This window comes from Corynebacterium provencense, assembly GCA_900049755.1.
GTDB lineage: Bacteria > Actinomycetota > Actinomycetes > Mycobacteriales > Mycobacteriaceae > Corynebacterium > Corynebacterium neomassiliense.
Window position 1 is genome coordinate 1095551 of the sequence record LT160593.1, and the last position, 24429, is coordinate 1119979.

The 24429-nt window shown below is 66.6% G+C and carries 22 protein-coding genes; 9 read left to right on the top strand and 13 right to left on the bottom strand.

All coding sequences use genetic code 11. The features are described 5' to 3' along the window. The first annotated feature begins 2 nt into the window (after nt 1-2). Nucleotides 3-596 carry a ClpP family protease gene (locus BN3906_RS11385; RefSeq protein ID WP_066588456.1) on the top strand — a complete coding sequence of 198 codons (594 nt, stop codon included), beginning with the start codon at nt 3-5 and terminating at the stop codon, nt 594-596. Here BN3906_RS11385 and BN3906_RS11390 read toward each other — a convergent pair. Beyond that, nucleotides 580-981 (bottom strand): helix-turn-helix domain-containing protein, encoded by a 402-nt coding sequence (locus tag BN3906_RS11390; RefSeq protein WP_315969048.1) that lies wholly within the window; start codon nt 979-981, stop codon nt 580-582. The genes BN3906_RS11385 and BN3906_RS11390 overlap by 17 nt on opposite strands. Before the next feature lie 44 nt (nt 982-1025). Next, nucleotides 1026-2606, bottom strand: coding sequence for an APC family permease (locus BN3906_RS11395; RefSeq protein ID WP_066588463.1), 1581 nt, complete (start codon nt 2604-2606; stop codon nt 1026-1028). Between the two features lie 82 nt (nt 2607-2688). Between BN3906_RS11395 and BN3906_RS14600 the strand changes: the two genes are divergently transcribed. Both BN3906_RS14600 and BN3906_RS11400 read left to right on the top strand, forming a co-directional pair. Then, nucleotides 2689-2802 (top strand): FAD-dependent oxidoreductase, encoded by a 114-nt coding sequence (locus BN3906_RS14600; protein ID WP_147592948.1) that lies wholly within the window; start codon nt 2689-2691, stop codon nt 2800-2802. Continuing rightward, entirely contained in the window at nt 2799-3848 is a 1050-nt protein-coding gene (locus tag BN3906_RS11400; RefSeq protein ID WP_147592951.1) for an FAD-dependent oxidoreductase, read from the top strand. Before BN3906_RS14600 ends, BN3906_RS11400 begins: the two co-directional genes overlap by 4 nt. A 5-nt stretch (nt 3849-3853) precedes the next feature. On the opposite strand, the gene uraH is transcribed toward BN3906_RS11400, so the two are convergent. The 10 genes from uraH to BN3906_RS11455 form a co-directional block, all read right to left on the bottom strand. Further along, the gene (uraH, locus tag BN3906_RS11405) at nt 3854-4222 is read right to left on the bottom strand and encodes a hydroxyisourate hydrolase (RefSeq protein WP_066589901.1); all 369 of its coding nucleotides are present in this window, start codon (nt 4220-4222) and stop codon (nt 3854-3856) included. Between the two features lie 11 nt (nt 4223-4233). Next, the gene (locus BN3906_RS11410; RefSeq protein ID WP_066588466.1) at nt 4234-4743 is read right to left on the bottom strand and encodes a 2-oxo-4-hydroxy-4-carboxy-5-ureidoimidazoline decarboxylase; all 510 of its coding nucleotides are present in this window, start codon (nt 4741-4743) and stop codon (nt 4234-4236) included. Nucleotides 4744-4829: 86 nt separating this feature from the next. Continuing rightward, nucleotides 4830-7754: a guanine deaminase gene (gene guaD / locus BN3906_RS15225; RefSeq protein ID WP_261797000.1), complete on the bottom strand. Its 2925-nt coding sequence runs from the start codon at nt 7752-7754 to the stop codon at nt 4830-4832. Between the two features lie 76 nt (nt 7755-7830). Then, entirely contained in the window at nt 7831-8877 is a 1047-nt protein-coding gene (locus BN3906_RS11425) for an LLM class flavin-dependent oxidoreductase (RefSeq protein WP_066588469.1), read from the bottom strand. A gap of 2 nt (nt 8878-8879) precedes the next feature. Next, the gene (locus tag BN3906_RS11430; protein WP_066588472.1) at nt 8880-9140 is read right to left on the bottom strand and encodes a tautomerase family protein; all 261 of its coding nucleotides are present in this window, start codon (nt 9138-9140) and stop codon (nt 8880-8882) included. A 16-nt stretch (nt 9141-9156) separates the two neighbouring features. Then, entirely contained in the window at nt 9157-10665 is a 1509-nt protein-coding gene (locus BN3906_RS11435) for an aldehyde dehydrogenase (protein ID WP_066588476.1), read from the bottom strand. A gap of 8 nt (nt 10666-10673) precedes the next feature. Further along, on the bottom strand, nt 10674-11474 hold the full coding sequence (locus BN3906_RS11440; RefSeq protein ID WP_066588478.1) for an alpha/beta fold hydrolase: 801 nt from the start codon (nt 11472-11474) through the stop codon (nt 10674-10676). A gap of 10 nt (nt 11475-11484) precedes the next feature. Further along, nucleotides 11485-12045 carry an amino acid synthesis family protein gene (locus BN3906_RS11445; protein WP_066588479.1) on the bottom strand — a complete coding sequence of 187 codons (561 nt, stop codon included), beginning with the start codon at nt 12043-12045 and terminating at the stop codon, nt 11485-11487. Continuing rightward, nucleotides 12042-12689 (bottom strand): amino acid synthesis family protein, encoded by a 648-nt coding sequence (locus tag BN3906_RS11450; RefSeq protein WP_066588485.1) that lies wholly within the window; start codon nt 12687-12689, stop codon nt 12042-12044. Before BN3906_RS11450 ends, BN3906_RS11445 begins: the two co-directional genes overlap by 4 nt. Then, a complete protein-coding gene (locus BN3906_RS11455) occupies nt 12686-13525 on the bottom strand; it encodes a GntR family transcriptional regulator (RefSeq protein ID WP_066588488.1) in 840 nt (279 codons plus the stop codon). The genes BN3906_RS11450 and BN3906_RS11455 overlap by 4 nt, the downstream gene beginning before the upstream one ends. Nucleotides 13526-13735: 210 nt before the next feature. On the opposite strand from BN3906_RS11455, the gene BN3906_RS11460 reads away from it, so the two are divergent. Next, nucleotides 13736-14698 (top strand): flavin reductase, encoded by a 963-nt coding sequence (locus BN3906_RS11460; protein WP_066588491.1) that lies wholly within the window; start codon nt 13736-13738, stop codon nt 14696-14698. A 189-nt stretch (nt 14699-14887) separates the two neighbouring features. After that, a complete protein-coding gene (locus tag BN3906_RS11465; RefSeq protein ID WP_066588494.1) occupies nt 14888-16753 on the top strand; it encodes a BCCT family transporter in 1866 nt (621 codons plus the stop codon). Between the two features lie 91 nt (nt 16754-16844). Here the strand turns inward: BN3906_RS11465 and BN3906_RS11470 are convergent, their stop codons facing one another. Continuing rightward, entirely contained in the window at nt 16845-18218 is a 1374-nt protein-coding gene (locus BN3906_RS11470; protein WP_066588496.1) for an MFS transporter, read from the bottom strand. Between the two features lie 610 nt (nt 18219-18828). Between BN3906_RS11470 and BN3906_RS11475 the strand changes: the two genes are divergently transcribed. The 4 genes from BN3906_RS11475 to BN3906_RS11490 all read left to right on the top strand — a co-directional run bounded on the left by BN3906_RS11475 (nt 18829) and on the right by BN3906_RS11490 (nt 24352). After that, nucleotides 18829-19020: a hypothetical protein gene (locus BN3906_RS11475; protein WP_066588499.1), complete on the top strand. Its 192-nt coding sequence runs from the start codon at nt 18829-18831 to the stop codon at nt 19018-19020. A 99-nt stretch (nt 19021-19119) separates the two neighbouring features. Next, on the top strand, nt 19120-19323 hold the full coding sequence (locus BN3906_RS11480) for a hypothetical protein (RefSeq protein WP_066588501.1): 204 nt from the start codon (nt 19120-19122) through the stop codon (nt 19321-19323). Nucleotides 19324-19457: 134 nt separating this feature from the next. Beyond that, nucleotides 19458-22022, top strand: coding sequence for a YhgE/Pip domain-containing protein (locus BN3906_RS11485; protein ID WP_261797002.1), 2565 nt, complete (start codon nt 19458-19460; stop codon nt 22020-22022). Further along, nucleotides 22019-24352, top strand: coding sequence for a YhgE/Pip domain-containing protein (locus BN3906_RS11490; protein ID WP_066588503.1), 2334 nt, complete (start codon nt 22019-22021; stop codon nt 24350-24352). Before BN3906_RS11485 ends, BN3906_RS11490 begins: the two co-directional genes overlap by 4 nt. Nucleotides 24353-24429 lie beyond the last annotated feature (77 nt).

Here is a 24429-nt window from a genome sequence, read left to right on the forward strand (position 1 = left end):
CCGTGACCAGTTACCCGATCCCCTACGTCACCACCTCCACCCCGGTCGGCGAGAAGACGGTGGACATCTACAGCCGCCTGCTCGACGAACGCATCGTCTACCTCGGCACCCCCGTCGACGACGGTGTGGCGAACGCGGTCATCGCCCAGCTACTTCACCTCGAGAGCGAGAGTGCGGACGCCCCTGTCTCGCTGTACATCAACTCGCCGGGCGGGTCCCTGTGGGCGACGATGGCGATCGTGGACTGCCTCGAGTTCATCCGGCCGCAGGTGGAGACCACCTGTGTGGGCCAGGCTGTGGCCTCCGCCGCTCTGCTGCTGGCCTCAGGGACGCCGGGGTGCCGGGCGATCCTGCACCACGGGCGGGTCGTCCTGTCCGCCCCGGCCACCGAGGGGGGACGCGGCACCATCCCCGATCTCATCATCGAGGCCGAGGAGATGGAGCGGGTCCGCCGGCTGCAGGAGGAGGTGCTGGCCTCCCACTGCGGACGCACCGCGGACCAGGTCAGGGAGGACACCGAACGTCAGCTGGTGCTCACCCCGGAGGCGGCGGTCGAGTACGGGATCGTCGACAGGGTGCTCACGCGGCGCACATGAGGACGGTCCCGCCGGAGCCGGCTGCTGCAGCACCCCAGCCGCGGACCGCCGAGCGGGTGAGTTCGAAAGAGGACTTCCCCAGCGCCCCGGCCACCGCCTCAAGCATCTCCGAGGACGGGTCCTTCATGCCTCGTTCCAGTTCGGAGAGGTACTGCGGCGAGATCCCGGCCCGGGCGGCGGTGTCCCTGAGACGTTCCTTCCTGGCGGTGCGGTGACGGCGGATCTCCTCGCCGAGTACCTCCCGCCACAGTCGGTCCGGGACCGTACGTTGCGGAGTTCCCGTTCCCCGACCACGCGGGTGCAGCGGCACCACGGTGACGTCGGACATGCTGTCGGTGGAGGTTCCCGCCGGGGAGCTCTGTGTGGTGTCCGTGCGCTCACTCATGCCGACCAGCCTACGGTGTCGGGCACCGGCGGGGCAGCACGAAGCTACTTCTCCCCGGCGTCCCCGGCGTTCGTGGCGTTAGGGGACGCTGCACCACGCGCCTTGTGCGCGGCTTCGGCGGCGAGGACCTCCTCGTGCCCTGCCTCTCCGGCGTAGTGCCTGCCCAGACGGCTGTGCCGCTGTGAGTAGGCGAAGTAGACCACCACGCCGATCGCCAGCCACGCCACGAACCGGATCCACGTGTCCAGCGGGAGGCTCAGTGCCAGGTACCCGCAGACGATCACCGAGAGCACCGGCACCCACGGGACCAGGGGGACCTTGAAGGCGCGGGGGACGTCGGGGCGGGTCTTCCGCAGCACGATGACAGCGACCGAGACGATCATGAACGCGAAGAGGGTGCCGATGTTGATCATCTCGACCAGGGTCGCCAACGGGACCAGTGCCGCGATCACGGCGATGACCACACCCGTGACGACGGTGATCCGGTAGGGGGTCCTGAACCGGGGGTGGGTGCGGGCCAGCCACTCGGGGAACAGACCGTCGCGGGCCATCGCGAAAGCCACGCGGGTCTGTCCGAGGAACATGGTCATGGACACCACGACCAGGCCGATGACCGCGATGACCGAGATGACGTCGGCCATCCAGTGGACACCGACGGCATTGAATGCGGTGGCCAGCGGGGCACCGTCGGCCGGGTCGATGTCCCGGAAGTTCTGCATGCCGGTGATCACCAGGGACACCGCCACGTAGAGTACGGCCACCACCGCCAGGGAGCCGAAGATCCCGATCGGCAGGTCCTTCTGCGGGTTCTTCGTCTCCTCCGCTGTCGTGGCGACGACGTCGAAACCGATGAAGGCGAAGAACACGAGCGCCGCCGCGGAGAACAGTCCGCCGAGACCGTAGGTGCTCGGCTCGATCCCCAGCAGTGTCTGCAGCAGCGGGGCGTGCATCACCGAGGACACACCACCCTGGGTCCCCTCCGACGGCGGGATGAACGGGGACCAGTTGGACACCTTGATGAAGAAGCATCCGACGACGACCACGAGCAGCACGCCGGCGATCTTGATGAAGGTGATGACCTGGTTGATCCGGCTGGAGAGTTTGATCCCGGTGACCAGGACGGCTGTCAGGCCGAGCACGAGGATCCCCGCAGGCAGGTTGACCACGCCCTTGTCCGTGTTCTGGATGGACTCCGGGATCGCCAACGGGGTGCCGTCGAGCACGATCGCCAGGTAGTCACTGAACGAGGTCGCCAACGCCGAGGAGGCGAGAGTGAACTCCAGGATGAGGTCCCAGCCGATGATCCAGGCGATGAACTCCCCCACCGAGGCGTAGGCGAAAGTGTAGGCACTGCCGGCAACCGGGACGGTGGACGCCAGTTCCGCGTAGCACAGGCCGGCCAGTCCGCATCCGACGGCGGCGATGACGAAGGCCAGGGCCACCGACGGGCCCGCGTGGTCCGCGGCGACCTGTCCGGTGAGCACGAAGATCCCCGCTCCGACGCACACCCCGACACCGAACACCACCAGGTCCAGGGGGCCGAGGTTCTTCTTGAGCTGGTGTTCGGGATCCTCGGTGTCCCGGATGCTCTGCTCTATCGACTTCGTCCGGAACAGATTCGTCACGGCGTCCTCACTCTCTGATAGGTCGGGGGCCAAGTGTAGTGAGCGGTACAGCCGGGGCGAAAGAGGACATACCCTGGTGTCCATGAAAATCACCGTCATCGGGGCCGGCGTGACCGGCCTGTCCTGCGCCCACGAACTCGCCGAGGCGGGCCACGAGGTCACCGTCGTCGCCGACCGGGACACCGTAGGGGTATGAGCACTCGGACGCCCCGGCCTCTTCATCCGGTCTCTTATCCGCATCTGGAGGTGTATAAGAGACGGGGCGACACCGTCTCCGCCCGCGCCGCCGCAGTCTGGTTCCCCTACCGGACCGCCGTACCCTCCGGGGAGGACGCCACCCGGCTGACGGAACGCTCCCTCCTCCGCTTCGTGGAACTCGCCGACTCGGCGGCGGCGGCTGTCGCGGACGGCGCCGACGACGTCACCGATGACATCGCCCCTGTTGAGATGCGTCGCGGCACCGTCATCGAACGTCGGGGGACGCCGGACCGTTCCTGGGTTCCCGCTGTCACTGCGGTTCTCGGCACGGACGCCGTCCGTCCGACCGCGGGCGGTGTGGAGACGACCCTGCCGATGATCATGATGCCCACCTACCTGGCCTGGCTCATGGACTCCTGCCGCGTGGCAGGTGTGCAGTTCCGCTGGCGGAAGGTCGAGTCTCTCGCGGCCCTCTACGACGGGGAGTACGCGACCGCGGCCCCGGACGTCGTGGTCGTCGCAGGGGGGCTGCGCGGGGGTGAACTCCTCGGAGGAGATGAAGAGGTCACCCCTGTCCGGGGGCAGATCGTGGTGCTGGCCAACGGGACCGGAACGGACGGGTCACCGGAGCCGCTGACGGACTGGATCACCGACGACGACAACCCGGACGGGGAGACCTATGTGCTGCCCAGGGTCGACGACATTGTCGTCGGCGGAACCGCCGAACCGGCTGTGTGGGACGAGACCCCGGACCCGGAGACCGCCCGGGCGATCCTCGCGCGGGCCGTGGCACTGGTCCCTGAACTGGAGGGACTTCCCGTGCTCGGTCACGGGACGGGACTACGCCCGGGCCGCACCACCATCCGGCTGGAGGTGGTGGATCCGGCGACCCTCCCCGACAACGCCGCCCCGGCGGCCGGTGTCCCGGTCATCGCCGCCTACGGGCACGGCGGTGCGGGGGTGACACTGAGCTGGGGCACCGCTGAACGTGTCGCCGAACTGGTCGCCGAACTGGCCGCAGGGACTGCCGGGGGGAAACAGTGACCTGCTCAGCTCCCGCGGTAGGTGGAGTAGCCGAAGGGGTTCAGCAGCAGGGGGATGTGCAGGTGTGACGGTGCCGCAGGGTTGTCCGCCGGATCCTCGACCACGAAGGTGACGTCAACCCACGGGTACAGGGTGGGGGTGCCGGCCGCCGACAGGTAGTCCCCGGTGTGGAACCGGAGACGGTAGGTGCCCGGAACCGGGTCCACGACGAAACGGTACCGGCCCTCACCGTCGGTGGAGGCGGACTCCAGCACGGTCGGATCGGCGGTGATGTCGGCGCCGGAGTCCACGGCGTGCAGCTTCACCAGTTCGACCTGCAGACCCTTGGCGGGCAACCCCGTGGTCGTGTCGAGGCAGTGGGTGGAAAGGCTCATCTGGTTCTCCTTCATCGGTCGGTGTCGTCAGTGTCGTCGGTGACGTACCCGCGCAGGCGCAGTTCGTTGATCGCACGGAGCTGGTCCACGCTGAACACCCACTCCTCGTCCGGCCCGACGCTCATGCGCCGTTCCAGTTCCGCACGGATCTGCCCACTGGACCGGCCTGCGGCACGGATGAGGAAGTTCCAGCCGAACTTCTCCCGGTACACCGGCTGCAGGTCACGGACAACGTCAAGGTCAGCGGACTCGGTCGCCCCGGCCTGTTCATCTGCGGACCGGGACCCCCGCGCCACCGAACCACCGATCGGGGGGTGCGCGTTCACCGCGTCCCTGACCTCCCCGGTGGACAGGGCATCCAGCAGCCGGGACGTGGCGGCGACAAGATCGGCGACATCCCGGAAAGGTCGGGCGGCGGCGACGGAGTCCGCCAACGGGGCCGACCCCAGGATGCTCTCCAGCTCCGGAACAATGACGGACGCCGGCGCCGTGTTGAACTCGGCCAGGGTGATCGTGGGCATGCCTCCATCGTATCCACCCCCGCCCGGATCCGTCGGGCGAGCAGGCACCGTCACAGCCACCGGCACCGTCACAGCCACAGCCACCGTCACCGGGGTGCGTCCGAGACGCCGTTGACGACGACCCGGTCCACGGCCCGGTCGTCACCGAGGAGCATCAGGGCGAACAGGAGCTCCTCCGTGGACGTGCACTCGACGGCACGGTTCGCGAGGACCGCATTTCCACTGCTCTCCGTGGCGTCGAGGATGACGAGGTCGGCGTCCTTCCCCGGCTCGAGGCTGCCGACATGTGCGTCAACTCCGAGCGCCCTGGCCCCGCCCAGCGTGGAGTAGTACAGCAGTTCCGCCGCCGACAGCGGGGCCACGGCGTCCCCGGAGCTGGCGATCAGCCGGGAGACCTTGTACGCCTCCCCCGCCGTTGCCAACGGTGACAGGGAGGTCCCCCCGCCGACGTCCGACCCGAAACCGATGCGCAGACCCGGGGCCGTGTGCAGGGACGCCGCCAGCGGGAACAGTCCGGACCCCAGGAAGTTGTTCGACGTCGGACAGTGCGCCACCGAAGCGTGCACTGAACCGAGCCTGTCGAGTTCACGGTCGGTGAGGTGGACACCGTGCCCGAAGACGGAACGCTCCCGCACCAGGCCGACCCGGTCGTAGACGTCGGTGTAGTCGACGGCGTCGGGGAAGAGTTCACCGACCCATCCGATCTCGCCGACATTCTCCGACAGGTGGGTCTGGACCACCACGTCGGGGTAGGAGTCGGCGAGCTCTCCGAGCGCTTCGAGCTGGGCGTCCGAGGAAGTCGGGGCGAACCTGGGGGTCAGGGCGTACTCCAGGCGGTCCACCCCGTGCCACCGTTCCAGCAGAGCGGCACTCTGACTCTGGGCTGTCTCGGGCGTGTCCAGCAGTTCAGCCGGGGCGTTACGGTCCATGCAGGTCTTGCCGGTGATGATCCGCAGACCCCGTTCCCTGGCCGCGGTGAACAGCGCGTCCACACTGTGCGGGTGCACGGTGGAGTACACCAGTGCCGTGGTGACACCGTGACAGATGAGCTGGTCGGTGAAGAAGGACGCGGTCGCCCTGGCGTGGGCGAGGTCGGCGAAACGTGCCTCCGCGGGGAAGGTGTACCGGTCGAGCCAGTCGAGCAGCTGCTCCCCCGGTGAGGCGATCATCCCGATCTGCGGGTAGTGGACGTGACAGTCGACGAAGCCCGGCACGATCAGCTTCCCGCCGTGGTCGTGCACGACCGGGGACGCCGCACTGCGGGTGTACCCGGCGACGACCTCGTCGGCCGGGCCGACAGTGACGATGACCGGTCCGTCCGTGACGACCGCGCCCCGGGGGATGTCGAGAAGAGTCCCGGGGGTGGCGTCCGTCCCGGACGAGGGGGTGACGACATGGCCCAGATGGATCTCCACGGGCTGCCTCACCTGGTCCGGGGACTGCCAGTGCCGCCGGCGTCCTCCCGGGGTGCCCCCGGCGCACCGACCGAACCTCCCGTGGCGTTCTCGCTTCGCCTCGGCGACCGCCGCCCGGGCCTCCTCAGCCTTGCGCTCGGCCCAGGCCGCGGCACGTTCGGAGTTGTTGAGCACCACCGAGGTGGATTCGGAGTCCCCGGTCGGGCCGGGTTCGGTCTCGTGGACGCCGTCAGCCAACGCGGGCGCCAGGTGGCCGCCGCCTTCCCGGTTGAGCAGGAGGTTCAGGAGGATCACGACAATCGCGCCGGCGGAGATACCGGAGTCCACGATCATCTCGATCTCGTCCGGCAGTTTCTCGTACAGTCCGGGCTGCACGCTGGGGAGCATGGCCACCGCAATGGACACGCCGACGATGAGGGCCCGGGTCTCCGTCCAGGTCACGGTCGACAGGGTCCTGATACCGGACGCCGTGACCATGCCGAACAGTGCGACACCGGCTCCACCGAGAACCTCGGACGGGATGCCGGTGACCACCGCACCCATCTTCGGCAGGAGTCCGAGGATGATGAGGATGACACCCGCCGCGGTGACCACGAACCGGGAGGCGATACGGGACAGGGACACCAGCCCGACGTTCTGCGCGAACGCGGTGTACGGGAAGGTGTTGAAGATACCGCCGAGGACGGTCGACAGGCCGTCTGCCCGCAGACCGTCGGACAGGGTCCGGCCGTCCACGGGCTTCTTCACCACGTCACCGATGGCGATGATGTCACCGGTGGTCTCGGTCATGATCACCAGTCCGACGATGACCATGGTGAAGATCGACGCGGCGTCGAAGGTGGGGGCACCGAACTGGAAGGGGGTGGGAATGCCGACCCACTCGGAGGGGCCCACCTCCGACCAGTCGGTCCTGCCCATGAACTGTCCCACCACGGTGCCGACGATGATCCCGCCGAGGACGGCGAGGGACTTCATCGCCGGGGAGGCGAAACGGTGGATGAGGATCACGACGACGAGGGAGACCAGCGCCAGGAAGAACCCGCCGACTGTACCGTGGTCGGCTTCGTCCGGGGCGCTGCCGTTGTACACCCATCCTGCGGCGACGGACAGGAGTGACAGTCCGACGACCGTGATGATCGTGCCGGTGACCAGCGGGGGGAAGTAGCGGACGATCTTCGCGAACAGTGGGGCGACCGCCATCATCACCACACCTGTGACGATGACGGACCCGTAGATCGCGGTGACGCCGTGTTCCGAACCGATGGAGATCATCGGGGCCACGGCGACGAAGGAGACCCCCTGCATCAGCGGGAGTCTCGCACCGAAGCGCCAGAGGCCGATCGACTGGATCACCGAGGCGATGCCGGCGACGAAAAGATCGGCGACGATGAGGTGATGCAGGTCAGCGGCATCGAACTGGCCTGCATTGATCAGTGCGCCACCGACGATGAGGGGAACTGCGACCGCTCCCGCGTACATCGCCAGCACGTGCTGGAGACCGAGGATGATGAGCCGGGGCCACGGTGGCCTCTGGTCGACCGGGTGGACGGCCGGGGCAGGGGCCGGGACAGCAGGGTCAGGAGCTGAAACAGTCATGTCCCACAGTGTCCGTGGGTCGTGTTAACGGCAGATGTCCCCGGTATTGCGGTCCCCGGCAGACCCCCCCCGGGCCTCACACGAAGTTCGGGACCACCTGGTCGATGAACAGCTGCAGTGAGGCCTTCTTCTCCTCGTGGGACATGGAGTTGTCGATCCAGTAGGAGTACTCGTCGTAGCCCATGTCCTCGTAGGAGTGCAGGCGTGCGGTGATCTCCTCGGGAGTGCCGATCATCGCGGACCGGTGCAGGGACTCCAGCCCGAACTCCGGACGGTCCTTGACGGTCTCCAGCGGCTGCGGGGCGAGGAAGCCGTCGTCCGGGACCTTCTTCCCGAACGCCCAGGAGCTGAACGTCCGGTAGTAGCGGCTCACGGCCTCGGCTCCGGGGATCCAGCCGTCCGGGTCCTCCGGCGAATGGACGAAGGTGTGCCGCAGGACCATGATCTCCGGCTTCTTCTCCACCTCAGGGTGGTTGGCGACTGCCGCATCGAACCTGTCCTTGAGGTCCCGGACCTCGGTGTCGTCCTTCATCAGGGGGGTGACCTGGACATTGCATCCCTGGGAGACGGCGAAGTCGTGGGTCTCGGCGGTACGGGCCGCGACCCAGACTGTCGGTCCCGGCTTCTGGATCGGCTTCGGCACCGAGGTGGATGTGGGGAACGACCAGTGTTCGCCGTCGTGGGCGTAGTCCCCGACCCACAGCTTCTTCATGGCGGGGATGAGTTCCCGCAGGTAGCTTCCGCCGTCCTTGGCGGACATGCCTCCGGCGAGGCGGTCGAACTCGAACTGGTAGGCGCCACGGGCCACACCGATCTCGGCGCGTCCTCCGGAGATGATGTCCAGCAGTGCGGTCTCCCCGGCGGCACGGACCGGGTTCCAGAACGGGGCGATGATCGTGCCCGCACCGAGGCGGATGGTGCTGGTCTTCGCCGCGAGGGAGGCGAGGGAGACCATCGGGTTGGGGGAGACCGTGTACTCCATGGAGTGGTGCTCGCCGGTCCACACGGTGGTGAAACCGCCGGCTTCAGCCAACTGGACGAGCTCGGTGAGGTTGTTCCAGTGCTGTTCGTGGGAGATGGAGTCGTCCCAGCGCTCCATGTGGATGAAAAGTGAGAAACGCATTGTCACTGCTCCTTGCTGTGTCGTGTGTGTGAGAATTCTGTTCCGGCGGCGTCTGCGGCAGGTGCACGCGCCGCCGCCTCCCGCTCGGCGATGGTCGTGTTCGTGCGCGACCAGAGTTCGTGGGGGACCTCGCGGACGATGACGGTGATGTTCTCCGGGGCGGCACCCACGGTCTCTACGGCGACCCTGTGGACGCCGTCCATCAGCGCCCTGAGCTGTTCCGGACTTCTACCTGCGGCGATGGAGATGTCGATGAGTGGCATTGTGGGCACTCCCCGACTAACCGCGCATGACGAAGGGGTCGGCGACAGGACCCTCGTCGGTGTTGATCCACACGGACTTCAACCGCGTGTACTCGTACATCGACTCGATACCGTGCTCGATCCCGACACCGGACTTCTTGAAGCCCTGGCGCGGGGACATCGGCGACATGGCCCGGTAGGTGTTGATCCACACGGTGCCGGCCTCCAGACCGCGGGACATCCTCATCGCGCGCTGCAGGTTGGAGGTCCACACACCGGCGGCCAGTCCGTACTCGGTGTCATTGGCCAGGCGGAGCACCTCCTCCTCGGTGTCGAAGGGGATCACCGCGGTGACGGGGCCGAAGATCTCCTCACGGCACACGCGCATGTCATTGGTGGCGTCCGTCAGCACCGTGGGCTGCAGGAAGTAGCCGGGGAGACCGACGTCCGGGCGGTCCCCGCCGTAATGCACCGTCGCGCCTTCGGACCTGCCGAGGTCGATGTAGGACTTCACCTTGTTCAGCTGTGCCTCGAAGGCCAGCGGACCGAGTTCGGTGTCGTCGTCGACAGGGTTGCCGATCCTGATGGTGGATGCCCTGCGGGTCACCTTCTCCAGGAGTTCGTCGTAGACGGAGCGGTGGGCGAAGACCCGTGAACCGGCGATGCAGGTCTGGCCCGCCGCGGCGAAGACACCGGCGACGACGCCCATAGCGGCGTTGTCGACGTCGGCGTCCCCGAAGACGATGTTCGGCGACTTGCCGCCGAGTTCCAGGGTGCAGCCGATGAACCGTCCGGCGGCGGAGCGGGCGATCCCGGCACCGGTGGCCGTGGAACCGGTGAAGGAGATCTTCGCCAGCCTCAGGTCGTCGACCAGGGCTGCCCCGGCCTCGGCACCGTATCCGGTGACGACATTGACCACACCGTCGGGGAAACCTGCCTCGGAGGCGATCTCCGCGAGGCGGACGATGGTGCGGGACGTGTATTCGCTGGGCTTGATGACCAGGGTGTTTCCGGCGGCGAGGGCCGGGGCGAGCTTGGAGACCGTCAGGGTGATCGGCGAGTTCCACGGGGTGATCGCCCCGACGACGCCGAGGGGCTCCCGCATCGTGAAGTTGATGATGTCCAGGTTCGAGGCGGGGATCTGGGAGCCCTGGACCTTGTCGGCGAGTCCGCCGTAGTAGTACAGGTACTCCGGCACGGACTTCAGCTGCCCCCGCATCTCGCGCAGCAGTTTGCCGTTGTCGAGGCTTTCGTAGAGGGCGAGTTCGTCACCGTATTCCCCGATGAGGTCTCCGAGGCGTCGGAGCAGACGGCCACGTTGTGTCGCGGTGAGTCCGGCCCAGGCGGGGTCACGGAACGCCCGGTGTGCGGCGTCGACGGCGGCGGTGACGTCTTCGTCGGTGCCACGGGCGACCTCGTAGAGGGTCTCCAGGGTTGCGGGGTTGGTGGATGCGAAGTACTCACCGGATGCGGGGGTCCGGTGTTCGCCGTTGATGAAGTGGTCAAGACGTGGGGTCGTGGCGGCTGTTGCAGTCGTTGCGGTCATGGCTCAGTTCAGCTCCTTTCGGGGTGTGGTTCGGTGGTCTTTTCGGCGGTCCCGACCAGCTCGGAGATCAGCGCTGCGAGCAGCTCGGGGTGGGTGTCGGGCACCATGTGCCTGGCGCCCGGGATGATGTGGACGTGGGCGGAGGGGATGCGTTCAGCGATCCGGCGGGACATGTCGGGTGTTGACCCGGGGTCCTCCTCCCCCGTCACGGCGAGCACCGGAACGGTGATCCGGTGCAGTTCCGGGGCAAGTTCGGCGTCTGCTGTGGCGAAGACGCGGTAGACGTGCAGGTAGGAGGGGATGTCGTTGGCGAGCAGGATGCGCCTGGTCCGGTCCCTCAGCAGCTGTGTCGCAGTGGCCCCGGGGACTGTGGCGTCCTCGGGGAACCACCGGTCGACCGCGCGTTCGGCACCGAGGGCGAAGTCGGTTCCGGCGGTGTCCAGGCGTGCCCGGACCGCGGCGGCCTCCTCCGGTGTCCGGGCGCAGACGGAGCTCACGCAGGTCAACGAGAGGACCCGATCCGGGTGGTGCACCGCGATGTACTGCGCGATGAGGGCCCCGACGGAGAACCCGACCAGGTGGACGGGTCCGGTGGTGGTCCGGGAAATCCGGTGGAGGATGTCGGACGCCAGGTCGCCCAGGCTGACCTCGTGGGTCAGCGGTGGTTGACCGCCGTGCCCGGGCAGGTCGAGGGCGACGGTCTGTCGCCCGGACCTGCCTGCGGCCGTGTGGGACAGTTCAACGGTGACGGCGTCCCAGATCGTCCGGTCCAGTCCGACGCCGTGCAGCAGGATGATCGGCGCACCCATGGGCGTTCCTCTACCTGGTTTCCGTGCTCAGTGCGGCGAGCCGCTGCTGGGGACGCCCGGACCCGGTGCCACCCAACGCGATGACGATCTCGTCGGCGTGGGGGGCGTCGGAGACCCGGCACTCGACCGTCTGGTGGTGGGAACGGATCGTGGCGTCGGTGAAGTGCTTCAGCGGCATGTCGAAGGGCGCCCCGGAGACGCCGCGCTTCTCCACCGCGGGCAGCAGGGTCGAGGCGTTCGCGGCGTCCCGGAAGTGGTTGCCGAACTTCAGGGTGTGGATCAGCGCGGACCCGTGCTCGATCTCACCGTCGACCCCGACGATCGCCGCCTTGCCGAAGGCTTCGAGCGGGACGCCCAGGGCCTCGATGACCCGGGGTGCCAGCAGTGCACCCAGGTCCGAGGCGGTCGCGTCGATGCCGGGGGCGAGGTCTTCGACGAAGCCCTGTCCTGCCCAGGGGTTGCGGATCACCGCGGCGACGACGACCACGCGCTTGGGAGGGGTGACCTCACGTCCGCCCTCGGAGAAGATCTCGTCGACGGTGGTGGTGAGCTTGCGGAGTTCAAGAGTCATGGAAGCAGGCCTTTCAGGATGTCGGTGGTGACCGGGATGTCGGTGGTCCGGTCACCGATGCGGGGGAAGGGGCGCGGCCCGGTGGACGCCGCGGCGATGACACAGATCTCGTCGGCGTGCGGGGCGTCCGCCAGCGGGACGTCGATGGTCTGGTAGTGGTCCCGGTTCGCGGCGTGGGTCTTGTGCCACATGGGCACGTGGACGTCGGTCCCGGGTTCGACCCTTCCGTCGGTGAAGCAGATGATGGAGGTGCCTTCGAGCATCTCCCGGATGAGGTTCCCGAAGTAGGGGGTGTGGATCAGGGCGCCGGCGTGTTCCAGTTCGCCGTCGGTGCCGACGAGCGCGGCTTTGCCGAACGCCTCGATGTTCCCGGCACCGCCGAGTGCCGCGAGGAGCCGGTCGGCGAGGAGTTTGGCGATCACCGGGGCGATCTTCCGGGTCGCCGGGTCGAGGTCGGCGTCCGTTCCGGTGGTCGTCCCGTCGACGATCCACGGGTTCTTCACCACGGCGACTGCCGCGGCCTTGTGTACGGGGGTGTCCAGAACGGATCCGGCTTCGCCGAACACCTCCTCGTGGACGAGGGTGACCCGGCGGATGCCGAGACTCGCTCCGAGCTCCTCGAATGTGGTGGGTCTGTCTGTCATCGCTGCTCCTCGTCGTCGGTGCTGTGGGTGGTGCGTGAGTGTGCACCGGTTGTGCCGGCGTCACCTGGTCCGGTGGCGGGGACAACTGCGTCGGGGTTGCCGAGGTAGTTGAACCGTGCCGGCCGGGCGGACCGTTCCCCGGGGGGATCCTGGTGCCGGTCGTGCCGGTCGAAGGTCTGGTGGAGGGCCGCCCGGCTGGACGCGTGCACGTGGTCGCGCATCGCCATCTCGGCGCCGTAGGGGTCTTTCTGCCGGATCGCGTCGAGGACCTTGTTGTGCTCCCGGTCGGAGTCCTTCAGCCGCTGCGGGTCGGAGACGGTGCGGGCCACCAGCTGTTCATAGGCGAGCTGGTTCATGAGCCGCTCGTACATTTCGTAGAGCTTCCGGTTGTCCGCCCCGCGGACCAGGGTCCAGTGGAACTCGCCGACGAGTTGCGTGTAGCGGTCGGCGTCCCCGCGGGCGGCGGCGGCGTCGGATTCCTCGATGTTGCGCTGGAGGACGCCGAGCTCGGGGACCTCTCCGCGTCTGGCGAGCAGGGCGGCGGCGAGGCCTTCGAGGCTCTCCTTGAGCTGGAACAGTTCAACGATCTCCCGGCGGGTCGGTTCGTGGACGAAGGTGCCGACGCGGGGGCGGATGTCCACCAGGCCCTCCATCTGGAGTTCCTTGAGTGCCTCACGCACCGGGGTGCGGCTGACGTTGAACTCCTCCGCCAGGGCGGTCTCCGGGATGAGGACGCCGGGTTCGAGTTCTCCGGAGAGGATCCGGGCGCGTACCTGCTCGCGCAGGGTCGGCTCCGACTTCCTGTCAGCGGGTGCCTGTTCCGTGATCTCTTGCATGCAAGAGAGTGTGCCATCACCGTGTCAGACATGCAAGAGGAAGGCAGCACATTTCTTCCATGTTTCCTGGAAAGTTACATTTTCGTGCGTTTACGAGTTTTTTACGTCCTGGCATTGACGTGACGCCCCTCACTGCATACGGTTCCATGCATACCGAATGGAGATTCTGTTGCATACAACAGATGCAGTGACCGTCACAGAGAGGTGCACATGAACCACATCCTGAAGAAGACCATCGTCAACTCCTGGCACGCCGCCTGGGACAACGGTGACGTCTCCGTCTTCGACCAGCTCACCGCGGACAACTACCGGCGACGCAACGCCAGGTCCTCCACGACGACCGGTCTGGACGCCATCAAGTCCGACATCCTCGCCATCCGCTCCGCCTTCCCCGACCTGACGACCACCGTCGACCACATCGTCGTCGACGGTGACGAACGGGACTGCAAGGTCGCCGTGTACTGGCACTCCACCGGTACCTTCACCGAGCCTCTCGGTGACGTGCCCCCGACCGGCACCGAGGTCGTCACCGCCGGGTCGAACCTGCTCACCTTCGACGCCGGCCGTGTCGTGTTCGAGGAAGCCACCTGGGACGCCGGGGCACTGCTCGCCGACCTGGGTCTCAAGAGCCTCGGATCCGCCTTTGACCAGGACACCGACTCGGTCTCGGACAATCTCGACGGCGAGCCCACGAAGGAGGCGCTCAAGGCTTTCAACCGCCAGTTCATCACCGGCGTCACCGTGGTCACTACGATGGACGCCGAAGGTAAGCCCCGCGGCCTGGCCGTGAATTCCTACAACTCTGTGTCCCTGGAGCCGCCGCTGGTCATGGTCTGCGTGCAGAAGACCTCGTCGACCTACCCGGCGCTGTTCGCTTCCGGTCACATGGGCATCAACATCCTCGGCTGCAACCAGCGCGACACCCTGCGGACTTTCGCGTCCAAGGCCCCCGACAAGTTCGCGGACCTTGAATGGCACGCGGGCCCGAACGGTTCCCCTCTGCTCGACGGCTCCGCCGCCGCGATCGAGGTGGAGATCAAGGAGCGTTTCCAGGCACTGACCCACACCATCTTCGTGGGCCGTGTCCGCACGTCCGAGTCCACCGACAACGACCCGATCATCTACAAGGCGGGCCGGTTCTACGAGAGCCACGACCTCACCCCGCTCGACTGACAGTCCCCGACAGGAGCTCCCCTACTGAAGGTCACGGAAGCCACCCGTCTGAACTGCACCGACATCTCACCAACCTTCCCCTCACGACCCACAACCCACACCCTCTCCACCCGCACCCACTGCACACCCCCCATGCAGATCCACTGCACACACCCACTAGCTCTTCCTGCACAGAAAACGGAGATCACCGTGAGCACTCCCACGGATCCCAGCACCGAGAAACTGACCGCCCCGCCGACTGAGGCGATCCCCGGCCGGGGCATCGAACCGGTCCAGGGCAGTTCACCCGCACTTGAGGACGCCTACGCGCGCAGGGGCCGCCCCGGCACCGTCTTCTGGGTCTCCCTCGCGGTCGTCGCCCTGCTGATCATCTGGGCCGCCGTCACACCAGACGGTCTGAACAACGCCCTGACCTCGAGCATGAACTGGATCGCCGACAGTTTCGGCTGGGTCTACCTGCTTGTCGCCGTCGGATGCATCGGTCTGATGGTCTGGCTGGCGTTCAGCCGGTTCGGCACGGTGGTCCTCGGCCGTCCCGACGAGAAGCCCGAGTTCAGCACCCTGTCCTGGCTCGCCATGATCATCTCCGCGGTGATGGGAATCGGTCTGATCAGCTACGGTGTCGCCGAGCCGGTCAGCCACTTCGCCTCACCGCCGCACGGCCTGGCTGAAGCGGGGACGGAGGACGCCGCGGTCCGCGCCCTCCAGTACTCCTTCCTCGACTGGGGCCCCCACGCCTGGGCGATCTTCGGCGTCTTCGGACTCGGCGTGGCCTACTCCACCCATGTCCGGGGCAACACCGGTCTGGTCTCCCCCATCCTCAAACCCCTCTTCGGTTCGTCCATGGACCGGTGGCCCGGCAAGGTCATCGACATCTTCGCCGTGATCGCCACCCTCTTCGGCACCTGTACCTCCCTGGGACTCGGGGCGTCCACCATCGCCGAAGGGGCGGGTCGCCTGTTCCACATCTCCGACTCCACCTTCGTCGAGGTCGTCATCATCGCCGGGGTGACGGTCATGTTCACCCTCTCCGCGCTCACCGGTGTGAACAAGGGGATCAAGTTCCTCAGCCAGGCGACATCGGTCCTGTCGATCTTCCTGGTCATCTTCGTCCTCATCTGCGGTCCGACCGGGTTCCTGGGCAACCTCTTCTTCCGGTCCGTGGGGCAGTACGCCTCCGACTTCTTCTCCATGTCGCTGCGGACCCCGCTCAACGGTGATGACGCCCAGTGGTTCCAGTGGTGGACCTACTTCATGATGGCGTCGTGGCTGAGCTGGGGTGCGTTCGTCGGGGTGTTCCTGGCGAAGATTTCCCGCGGCCGGACCATCCGCCAGTTCGTCGCCGGCGTCATGGGCGTTCCCTCACTCATCTTCTTCGGATGGTTCACCATCTTCGGTGGTACCGCCATCAAGTTCGACATGGACAACGGTGACGGGGCGATCGGCAACGCCGCCCTGGAGAACGTCAACAACGCCTTCTTCGACACCCTGGAGAACATGCCCATAGCCACGGTCACGACGTTCATCACCATTGTCCTTGTGGTCCTGTTCTTCGTCTCCGGCGCGGACGCCAACACCTATGTCCTGTCCATGCTCACCTCCCGGGGCACACTGGAACCGACCAGGCCCGTACTCGGTGTGTGGGGACTGGTCACCGGTCTCAGTGCTGCCGTGCTTCTGCTGGTCGGCGGACTGTCCGCGTTGCAGCAGGCGTCGATGTTGTCGGCATTCCCCTTCGCGTTCATCATCGCCCTACTGGCGGTAAGTCTGGTGAAGTCGTTGCGCGAGGACCACGATCTCGACTACGCCAGGGTTGTGAGACAGAAGGACCTCCTCGCCCGGGGCTGGACAGTACCTGCTCTGGCGGGTCAGCCCGGTTACGCCACGGCTCCGACGGTCGCCGCCATGGAGCAGCCGGCGAGCATCTCCGACGCAAGAGCCGTGGGAGTGGAGTGGAATTCCCCGGAGTCCGACCCCCGCAAACCCTCGTCGGAGTGGCCGCAGGTGCCTGAAGCTGATGACGGTGCTTCAAATGACGCAGGACCCGCACAGTAGCCTGCACCGCCGTCACCTCGTGAAGGTTCACGTCCCGTGAGGGCGATCTGAACACGTCAGATCGGTCTTACGGGACGTAAAACTGTATCGGCTACCTGCCTGCCGCGATCACGCCCCGCGCGGTACCGGACTCCCCGCCCGTGACCTCGGTACGCAGCAGCCGGTACTGCGGGGTGCACAGTGCCGCCAGCGACAGCAGTACACACAGCACGCCGCCGGCGACGAAGACCAGGGCGATGCCGCGCGACTCACCGGTACCGACCAACCAGGACCAGGCGCCCCGCCCGGCGTCGGTCTCCATGTACGGGATCACCCACAGCTCCGCGAGCGGCGCGACGAGCAGACCGACCACCGGTGCCGTCGCCGCCTCGAAGGTGTTCGCGAAGCCGAAGACACGCCCCTGCTTCCGGTAGGGCACGACCTGCTGGATGACGGTCTGTTCCGCCGCCTCGACCGCGGGGATCAACGCCATCATCAGCCACGAGCCGAGCAGGAAGAGCCAGCCGGCGTCGCGGATCGTGAACAGGGCACCGACCACACCGACCGCCGCGGCGCACAACAGCATGGTGCGCACGGGATTGCGCCCCAGACCCTTCGCGGCGACCAGTCCGCCACCGACGAAGAGTCCGGTGGCGGCCACGGCGAAACCGATGCCCCAGCCCTGTACCCCGAACAGTTCGATGCCGTAGGGGTCCATGAGCGTCATCGTCAGCCCACCGAAGAGGTTGTTCAGCGTGGTGAAGAGGATGAGGGCCAGCAGCCCGGGCACGGCGAGAACCGCGGCCCAGCCGCCGCGCAGGTCGACCAGACCGGTGGGGGACGCGGCGCTGTCGGCGTCTGCGACACCCTCAGCGGCGTCCTCAGTGGCGTCCTCGGTGGCGTCCTCCCGAATCGTGAGGGACGCCAGATGGAGCAGCACCGGGACAAGGATCCCGGTACCGATGACCATGGTCCAGCCCATGCCGAGATAGCCGACGGACAGGCCGCTGAAGATACTGGTGACCAGCATCGACAGTCCCTGGACGGTGCCGACCATGCCATTGGCGTTGGCGCGTCGTTCCTCCGGGACGAGAAGGGTGACCGTGGTGGACAGGGCGATGCCGCGGAGCTGCTCGACGACCGCGCCGGCGAGCATGATCGCCGTGAACAACCAGAACCACAGCTGGGTGATGTCGGACAGGCGGTCGGCCCCGGCGACGGCGAAGAATGCCAGGTCAATGAGGAACATGCCGAGGGCGAAGACTGTCGCCCAGACCATCACGGCCTTCTTGTCGAACCGGTCGACGAGCGTGCCGAAGAGCATGCTGCACGCGGAGACGAACAGCATGTAGGCGGCGCCGACGGCACCGGAGGCGATGACATTGCGGGTCTCGGCGTAGATCCAGAAGGTCAGGCCGAACCAGAGGAAGCTCGTGGCGAGGTTGGCCACGGCGGTGTTGACGAGGATGTGGACGAAGGTACGCATACCGTGACCAGGGGTTGTGCGCGCGGATCTGCGCGGGGTTGTACGGGGCATTCTGCTCTCCGGTGGAGTGCGGGGGCAGGGCAGCGCTGAGGGCAGGGCTCAAGAGCTACCCGACGACCCGCGGATGTGCGGTGGGCCGTCGGACAGCGGAGAGAACAGGAGTGGACTCGACCGTTCTCCGCTGTCAGAGGAGGGTGCGGAGCTTCAGAAAGGCGGTGCCGGTGTACATGGTTGACAACATTAACAGATCGGGGGGGTGGCTTCCCGACCGAGAAACCACCGCCATGGACACACAGGTAAAACTCATGTAAGTTGTCTTTCTTACAACTTTCCCTCACGAAGAAAGTTCATGAATGTCTTCTCTCCGATCTGGAATTATCAGGCCATTCGCAGTGGCCCTGACAAGCATCGGAACATGAAGCGCAATCGACTATGAACCGATCACAGGGTTCTCCTTCAACTGGAGAGGGAACACGTACAAGGTCGCAACTCCGGATCAATGTGCGAGGCTTTTTGTCGGCGGAGCCTCCCGAGGCGAACAGTGTCACAATATTCACTAATCTCGGCGTTGCTGTGTCTGACAGCCACCGTGGCCAGCATCGTAAGTTGTGTGGCCCTGATCATGACATGGAGCAATCTCTACAATGCGGACGCCTTCCTGTCCGGTGACGTCAGCACAGATGTTTCCGGCCTCGTCGGCCCCGCTTTCACCTACGTGAAGGTCGGTACCGTCTCCGCGGCGGTGGCAGTGCTGAGCCTGGTGCTCCTGGCGTGGCGCACCGCCGCACAACGTCGGGCCTAGACAACGTCGGAAGTAGCTTGTCCCCCTGCCCCGAGGTGGTATGTACGTCACACATACCATCCCTCTGATGGTCAGCCTTGCCTTTGCTAGGATGCCCTCATGCGCACTCTCTCCGAGCACGACCGCCAGCAGCACCTCACCGCTGCCGTCGAGGCACTGGAGTCCCGGATGACGGGACGGTTCATCGACGTCGACGAAGCTTTCGCCCAGCTTTCCCCGGAACCGCAGTGGCAGACCGACCAGGCCGCAAGCCTGCTGCGCCGCGCACACCGTCGCCTGCGCACCACACGTCGCAGATCCTGAGCCTCGCTACGGTCTACCCCGTGCGCCGGTTCCGGTGATCCTGACCGGCCACCCCCGCGGTCCCTCCCCTCGGAAGTTCCTCCGGTGCAGGACAACTGACCGGGTGGCTCAGGGAAGTTTGGTACGGTCGGCCGGTGACCACTGTACTGAAGGTATTTACCCGGGACCTCCGCCGCCTGTGGCAGACCCCCAAGGTCTGGGTGATCATCATCGGTGTCATCATCACTCCCGCGCTGTACGCGTGGTTCAACATCGCCGCCTTCTGGGACCCCTACGGCAACACGCGCAACATAGACATCGCCGTGGTCAACCAGGACACGGGAGCGGACTCGTCACTGACGGGACACATAGACGTCGGCGCGCAGATGGTAGAGCAGTTGTCGAAGAACGACCAGCTCGGATGGCGCTTCATGGACGCCGACGAAGCCGACCACCAGCTGAAGAAGGGCGAGGTCTTCGCCTCGATCACCGTCCCACCCGATTTCTCCTCCGACTTCCTCAGCATGTTCGGCGGCACCTATGAACGACCCACCCTGACATACCGGGTCAACGAGAAGCTCAACGCGATCTCCCCGAAGATCTCGGACCAGGGTGCGTCACAGATCGACACACAGATCACCTCCACCTTCAAGGAACAGGTCGCGTCGGCGGTGACCACCGAACTGCGCAACGCCGGCGGTGACATCGGTGACCGTCTGGCGGAGACCGGGGGAAACACCTCGGACGCCTTCGCAGGGGCGGCCCGGACCATGGCGTCCGCCCGGGACGAGATCGACCGGGTACGGCAGAGCATCAGGGACGCCTCCCCCACCATCGACGCCACCCGGGACGCCCTCGGTTCCGTGGGGAAGACACTCGACGACGCCGGCACTGCCCTGCAGCAGGTCCAGTCCGTCATGACCGAGGTCCAGAAGCAGGTCGCCACGTTCTCCGATTCCGCGACGACAGCTTTCGCGGACAGTACGACAGCACTGGCCGAGGGAACCTCCGCGGCCACCGGGGCGGTCGCCTCCGTCACCGGGGAGCTGGAACGGGCCACCAGTGGTCTCGACGGGGCGACCAGGTCCCTGACCGGTGTCGTCGACCAGAGCGGTCAGGCAGTCAGCCGCCTGCAGGCCCTGGTCGACGGTGCCGCCCCCGAGATCGCGGGTCCCCTCACCGACGCCCTCAACGGACTGCAGGAACGTAACCGGGCCGACCGCGCACTGCTCGACGACATCACCGGGCTGCAGCGTTCCACGGCAGACACCGTCTCCTCCGTCAATGCCGCGGCCACCGCACTGGAAAGCGCCACCGCCGACACCCGCGACTCCGCCCAGGCGCTGACCACCGCTGTCCGGGACACTCTCCCCGCGCTGAACCGGGCCGTCAACCGGGTCAACGAGTCCGCGGGGTCCTTCGCGGGCACCCTGCAGTCCCAGCGGACCATTCTGGACCAGTCCGTCGGTCTGCTCGACGGGGTCGAACAGCAGCTCGGCCGCGCAGACGGCGTCCTCGGCGGTTTCAGCGACAATCTCGCCGGCATCGAGGACGGGCTGAACACCGCCCGTGCAGACGTGAATGCCCTGGTAGCGGCGTCCGGACAGGGTGCCCTGGGGACGGTCAGCAACCTGGACTCGGTGAGCATCTCCCGGTTCCTGGCGTCCCCCGCGGAACTGGACAGCCACCCGGTGTACCCGGTGGCGAAGTACGGGTCCGGCATGGCGTCCCTGTTCACCAACCTCTCACTGTGGATCGGCGCATTCATGCTGATGGTCATCTTCCGCACCGAGGTGGACACCGCCGGTCTCAGGAAGCTCACCGTGGCCCAGGCCTACCTCGGCAGACTGCTTCTGCTGTCCGTGCTGGCACTGTTCCAGGGGTTCGTCGTCTCCGTCGGAGACCTCGTCCTCGGCGTGCAGCACGTCAACCCGGTGATCTTCGTCGCCACCTGCATGCTCATCAGTGTCGCCTACCTGAGCGTCATCTACGGTCTGATCACCGCATTCGGCCACATAGGCAGGGGCATCGCCGTGGTCCTGGCGTTCATACAGATCCCCGGTTCCTCGGGTATGTACCCGATCGAGATGACACCGGACTTCTTCCGCGCCGTGTACCCCTTCCTCCCGTTCACCTACGGCATCGACGCGATGAGGGAGACGGTCGGAGGGTTCTACGGCAACCACTACTGGAAGGCGATGGGCGTCCTGGCGCTGATGGCCTTCGTCGCGTTCGTCGTCGGAACTTTCCTGCGCCGCAACCTTTCCCACGTCAACATGCTGGTCAACAGACAGCTCGGGCAAGGTGGACTCATCATCAACGAAGAGGTCCAGGTGGTCGGCAGCAGCTACCGGCTGTCGGACGCCATCCGCGCGCTCCGGGACCGTGACGCCTTCCGCGACGAAATCGACGGCCGGTGGAGGCGTCTGCGGGAGAATTACCCGGCCCTGCTGAAGATCACGGTCGGCGTGGGGGTGGTGGGAGTGCTGGTTCTCGGCGTCCTCGCCCGGGTCCACCCGGACCAGAAAGCGGTCATATTCGGACTCGTGTGCCTGTGGATCCTCCTGGTCATCACGCTCATCGCCATGCTGGACTACGTGAAGAACAGTTTCGGCCAGGCGCAGGAACTCATGGACCTCCCGGAGGAGAAGCTGCGGGGGATGGTGTCAGGCAGTGCCGGTGCAGGCAGGGAACCGCGTACGGGAGGTGACGGCGAATGAGGACCGTCCTGAAGATCTTCTACGGTGACCTGCAGAAGATCCGGCACAACGTGATGACCGCGATCGTCATCTTCGGTCTCGTCATCATCCCCATGCTGTTCTCCTCGTTCAACGTGCTGGCCAGCTGGAACCCCTTCGACAACACCGACCGGCTCAAGATCGCCGTCGCGAGCACTGACGAGGGGTACGACAGTGACCTCATCAGACTCCGGGTCAACCTGGGTGACCAGGTGCTCTCCCAGCTGAGCCGGAACGACCAGATCGACTGGGTCGTCACCGACGAGGCCACGGCAGTGGACGGCACGAAATCGGGTGAGTACTACGCCTCGATCGTCCTGCCCCCCACTTTCAGCACCGACCTGCTGACCTTCTTCGTCCAGGGGACCGAGCCCTCCCGGCTCGCCCTGTACACCAACGAAAAGAAGAACGCCCTGTCCACCCTCATCGCACCCCAGAGCGCAGAGGGGGTGATCTCACAGATCAACGACAGTTTCACCCGTATCCTCAGCAATGTTGGACTGGGACTGGTCACCTCCCTGTCGGACTACCTCAACCAGGATGACACCAGGGCTGCCGTCGACCGTATCGAGTCCCGGGTCCGTGATGTCGGCAACCAGCTGAGTTCCGGGGCGCAGACGGTGCGGGCGCTCGGCGCGCTGGTCGATTCCACCGTCCCGCTCGTCGACAGTGTCGACAGCATGGTCAGCGCAGCCGGGGCACAGTTCCAGGACAACGGTTCACCGGCGGGTGACGGGACGAGCGCGGTCAGCGACCTGCAGTCCACCCTGGACAGGGCCACCGGGTCCCTGGGCTCGGCGCTGGACGCCGCGGGCGGCGGATACGACGCCGTACGGGACCGTCTCGACGACCTGTTCTCCGACGCCGGGGCGACCAGTGACTCCACCGCTGCGACGTTGAACGGACTGGCGGACCGGGCCGGACAGCAGGCGGACAGTTACCGGGCGGTGCGCAGCACTCTGGTCGACGACATCGGCCCGGCACTTCCGCCGGCCGCCGCCCCCGGACTCGACCGGGTGGTCGGCGCCCTCGACACCGTGATCGACCGCACCCAGGACCTCCACGACAGTTTCCGGCGCACCGCGCAGGACATCACCGGGGGCAACACGTCCGCACAGGAGGCGCGCCAGCGTGCCGGTGACGCCGTGACCAGGGCCAGGGACGCGGTCAGCAACGCGGTCTCGTCCTACCGGACCGACCTGAAGCCCCAGTTGGACGCGTTGGGTGGTTCCCTCCGCACCCTCGGTGAGGACATCAGCACCGTGCGTGAGGACCTGGGCGAGATCGGCCGGACACTGTCCGACTCCCCCGGATCCCTGCAGGAGACCCTGGGCCGTGCCCGAGACACCGCGAACACGGTCGCCGACAGTCTCGACGAGCAGTCCCGACGCTTCTCCGAACTGGAGAATGCCCTGGCCACCGCCGGGGAGACCGGTGATTTCTCGAGACTGCGGGAGATCGTGGGTTCGGATCCGGAGACACTGGCCTCCCAGCTCGCCGCACCGATGGCCGTCGACCGGCAGCCGGTGTTCCCGGTCGCCGGGTTCGGGGTCGGCATGGCCCCGCTGTACACGGTGCTGTCCCTGTGGATCGGAGCTCTTCTCACCGCGGTGCTGATCCGCATCGGTGCCGCTCCCTCGCCCGTGAAGAAGGACGGGAAGGAGAACGGGAAGGACGCCGGGGACGGGGACGGTGACGGGGAGGACGCCGACAGCGGGCAGGACGCCACGGTCGCAGCAGACGCCGGTACCCTGCCCGGAGTCGAACAGGACGCCCCTGCCGCCCGGGCGGCGGGTGACACTCCCTCCCCGGCACAGGCCTACTTCGGCCACTTCGGGGTGTTCGCCCTCATCGGACTGGCTCAGAGCACCCTCGCGATGCTCAGCCTCATCGTTTTCGTCCAGATCAAGGCCGAGCACCCGCTGCTGCTGCTTCTCACCGGGTGGGTCACCTCGGTGGTGTTCATGCTGGTGATCTACACACTGGTGCTCTCGTTCGGCAGTGCGGGCAAGGCGATCTCCGTGTTCCTCCTGGTCGTGCAGGTCTCCGGGTCCGGTGGCGCCTATCCCCTGCCACTGCTCCCCCAGTGGTTCCAGAGCATCAGCCCGTGGCTGCCCGCGACCTACGGTATCGACGCCATGCGGTCGGCCGTCGCGGGGGTGTACCAGGGCGACATCTGGATCTACCTCGGCAAGCTCCTGCTCTTCGTGGTCCCGGCACTGGTTCTGGGGCTGTTCCTGCGCCGACTGCTCGACGGCTACAACAGAAGCACCACGGCAGCCATCGAGTCGACCAGGGTCATGTCGTCCTGAGACCCCGGGACACAGTGGTCCCTGAAGTGGGCCCTGGATTGGGCGCCCTGAAGTGGGCGTCCTGAGAAGCGGGCACC

Excerpts from the sequence above, each read along its gene's own strand:
- BN3906_RS11390 (WP_315969048.1), bottom strand. The coding sequence starts at position 981 with ATGAGTGAGCGCACGGACACCACACAGAGCTCCCCGGCGGGAACCTCC.
- BN3906_RS14600 (WP_147592948.1), top strand. The coding sequence starts at position 2,689 with ATGAAAATCACCGTCATCGGGGCCGGCGTGACCGGCCTGTCCTGCGCC.
- BN3906_RS11400 (WP_147592951.1), top strand. The coding sequence starts at position 2,799 with ATGAGCACTCGGACGCCCCGGCCTCTTCATCCGGTCTCTTATCCGCAT.
- uraH (WP_066589901.1), bottom strand. The coding sequence starts at position 4,222 with ATGAGCCTTTCCACCCACTGCCTCGACACGACCACGGGGTTGCCCGCC.
- BN3906_RS11410 (WP_066588466.1), bottom strand. The coding sequence starts at position 4,743 with ATGCCCACGATCACCCTGGCCGAGTTCAACACGGCGCCGGCGTCCGTC.
- guaD (WP_261797000.1), bottom strand. The coding sequence starts at position 7,754 with ATGACTGTTTCAGCTCCTGACCCTGCTGTCCCGGCCCCTGCCCCGGCC.
- BN3906_RS11425 (WP_066588469.1), bottom strand. The coding sequence starts at position 8,877 with ATGCGTTTCTCACTTTTCATCCACATGGAGCGCTGGGACGACTCCATC.
- BN3906_RS11430 (WP_066588472.1), bottom strand. The coding sequence starts at position 9,140 with ATGCCACTCATCGACATCTCCATCGCCGCAGGTAGAAGTCCGGAACAG.
- BN3906_RS11435 (WP_066588476.1), bottom strand. The coding sequence starts at position 10,665 with ATGACCGCAACGACTGCAACAGCCGCCACGACCCCACGTCTTGACCAC.
- BN3906_RS11440 (WP_066588478.1), bottom strand. The coding sequence starts at position 11,474 with ATGGGTGCGCCGATCATCCTGCTGCACGGCGTCGGACTGGACCGGACG.
- BN3906_RS11445 (WP_066588479.1), bottom strand. The coding sequence starts at position 12,045 with ATGACTCTTGAACTCCGCAAGCTCACCACCACCGTCGACGAGATCTTC.
- BN3906_RS11450 (WP_066588485.1), bottom strand. The coding sequence starts at position 12,689 with ATGACAGACAGACCCACCACATTCGAGGAGCTCGGAGCGAGTCTCGGC.
- BN3906_RS11455 (WP_066588488.1), bottom strand. The coding sequence starts at position 13,525 with ATGCAAGAGATCACGGAACAGGCACCCGCTGACAGGAAGTCGGAGCCG.
- BN3906_RS11460 (WP_066588491.1), top strand. The coding sequence starts at position 13,736 with ATGAACCACATCCTGAAGAAGACCATCGTCAACTCCTGGCACGCCGCC.
- BN3906_RS11470 (WP_066588496.1), bottom strand. The coding sequence starts at position 18,218 with ATGCGTACCTTCGTCCACATCCTCGTCAACACCGCCGTGGCCAACCTC.
- BN3906_RS11480 (WP_066588501.1), top strand. The coding sequence starts at position 19,120 with ATGCGCACTCTCTCCGAGCACGACCGCCAGCAGCACCTCACCGCTGCC.
- BN3906_RS11490 (WP_066588503.1), top strand. The coding sequence starts at position 22,019 with ATGAGGACCGTCCTGAAGATCTTCTACGGTGACCTGCAGAAGATCCGG.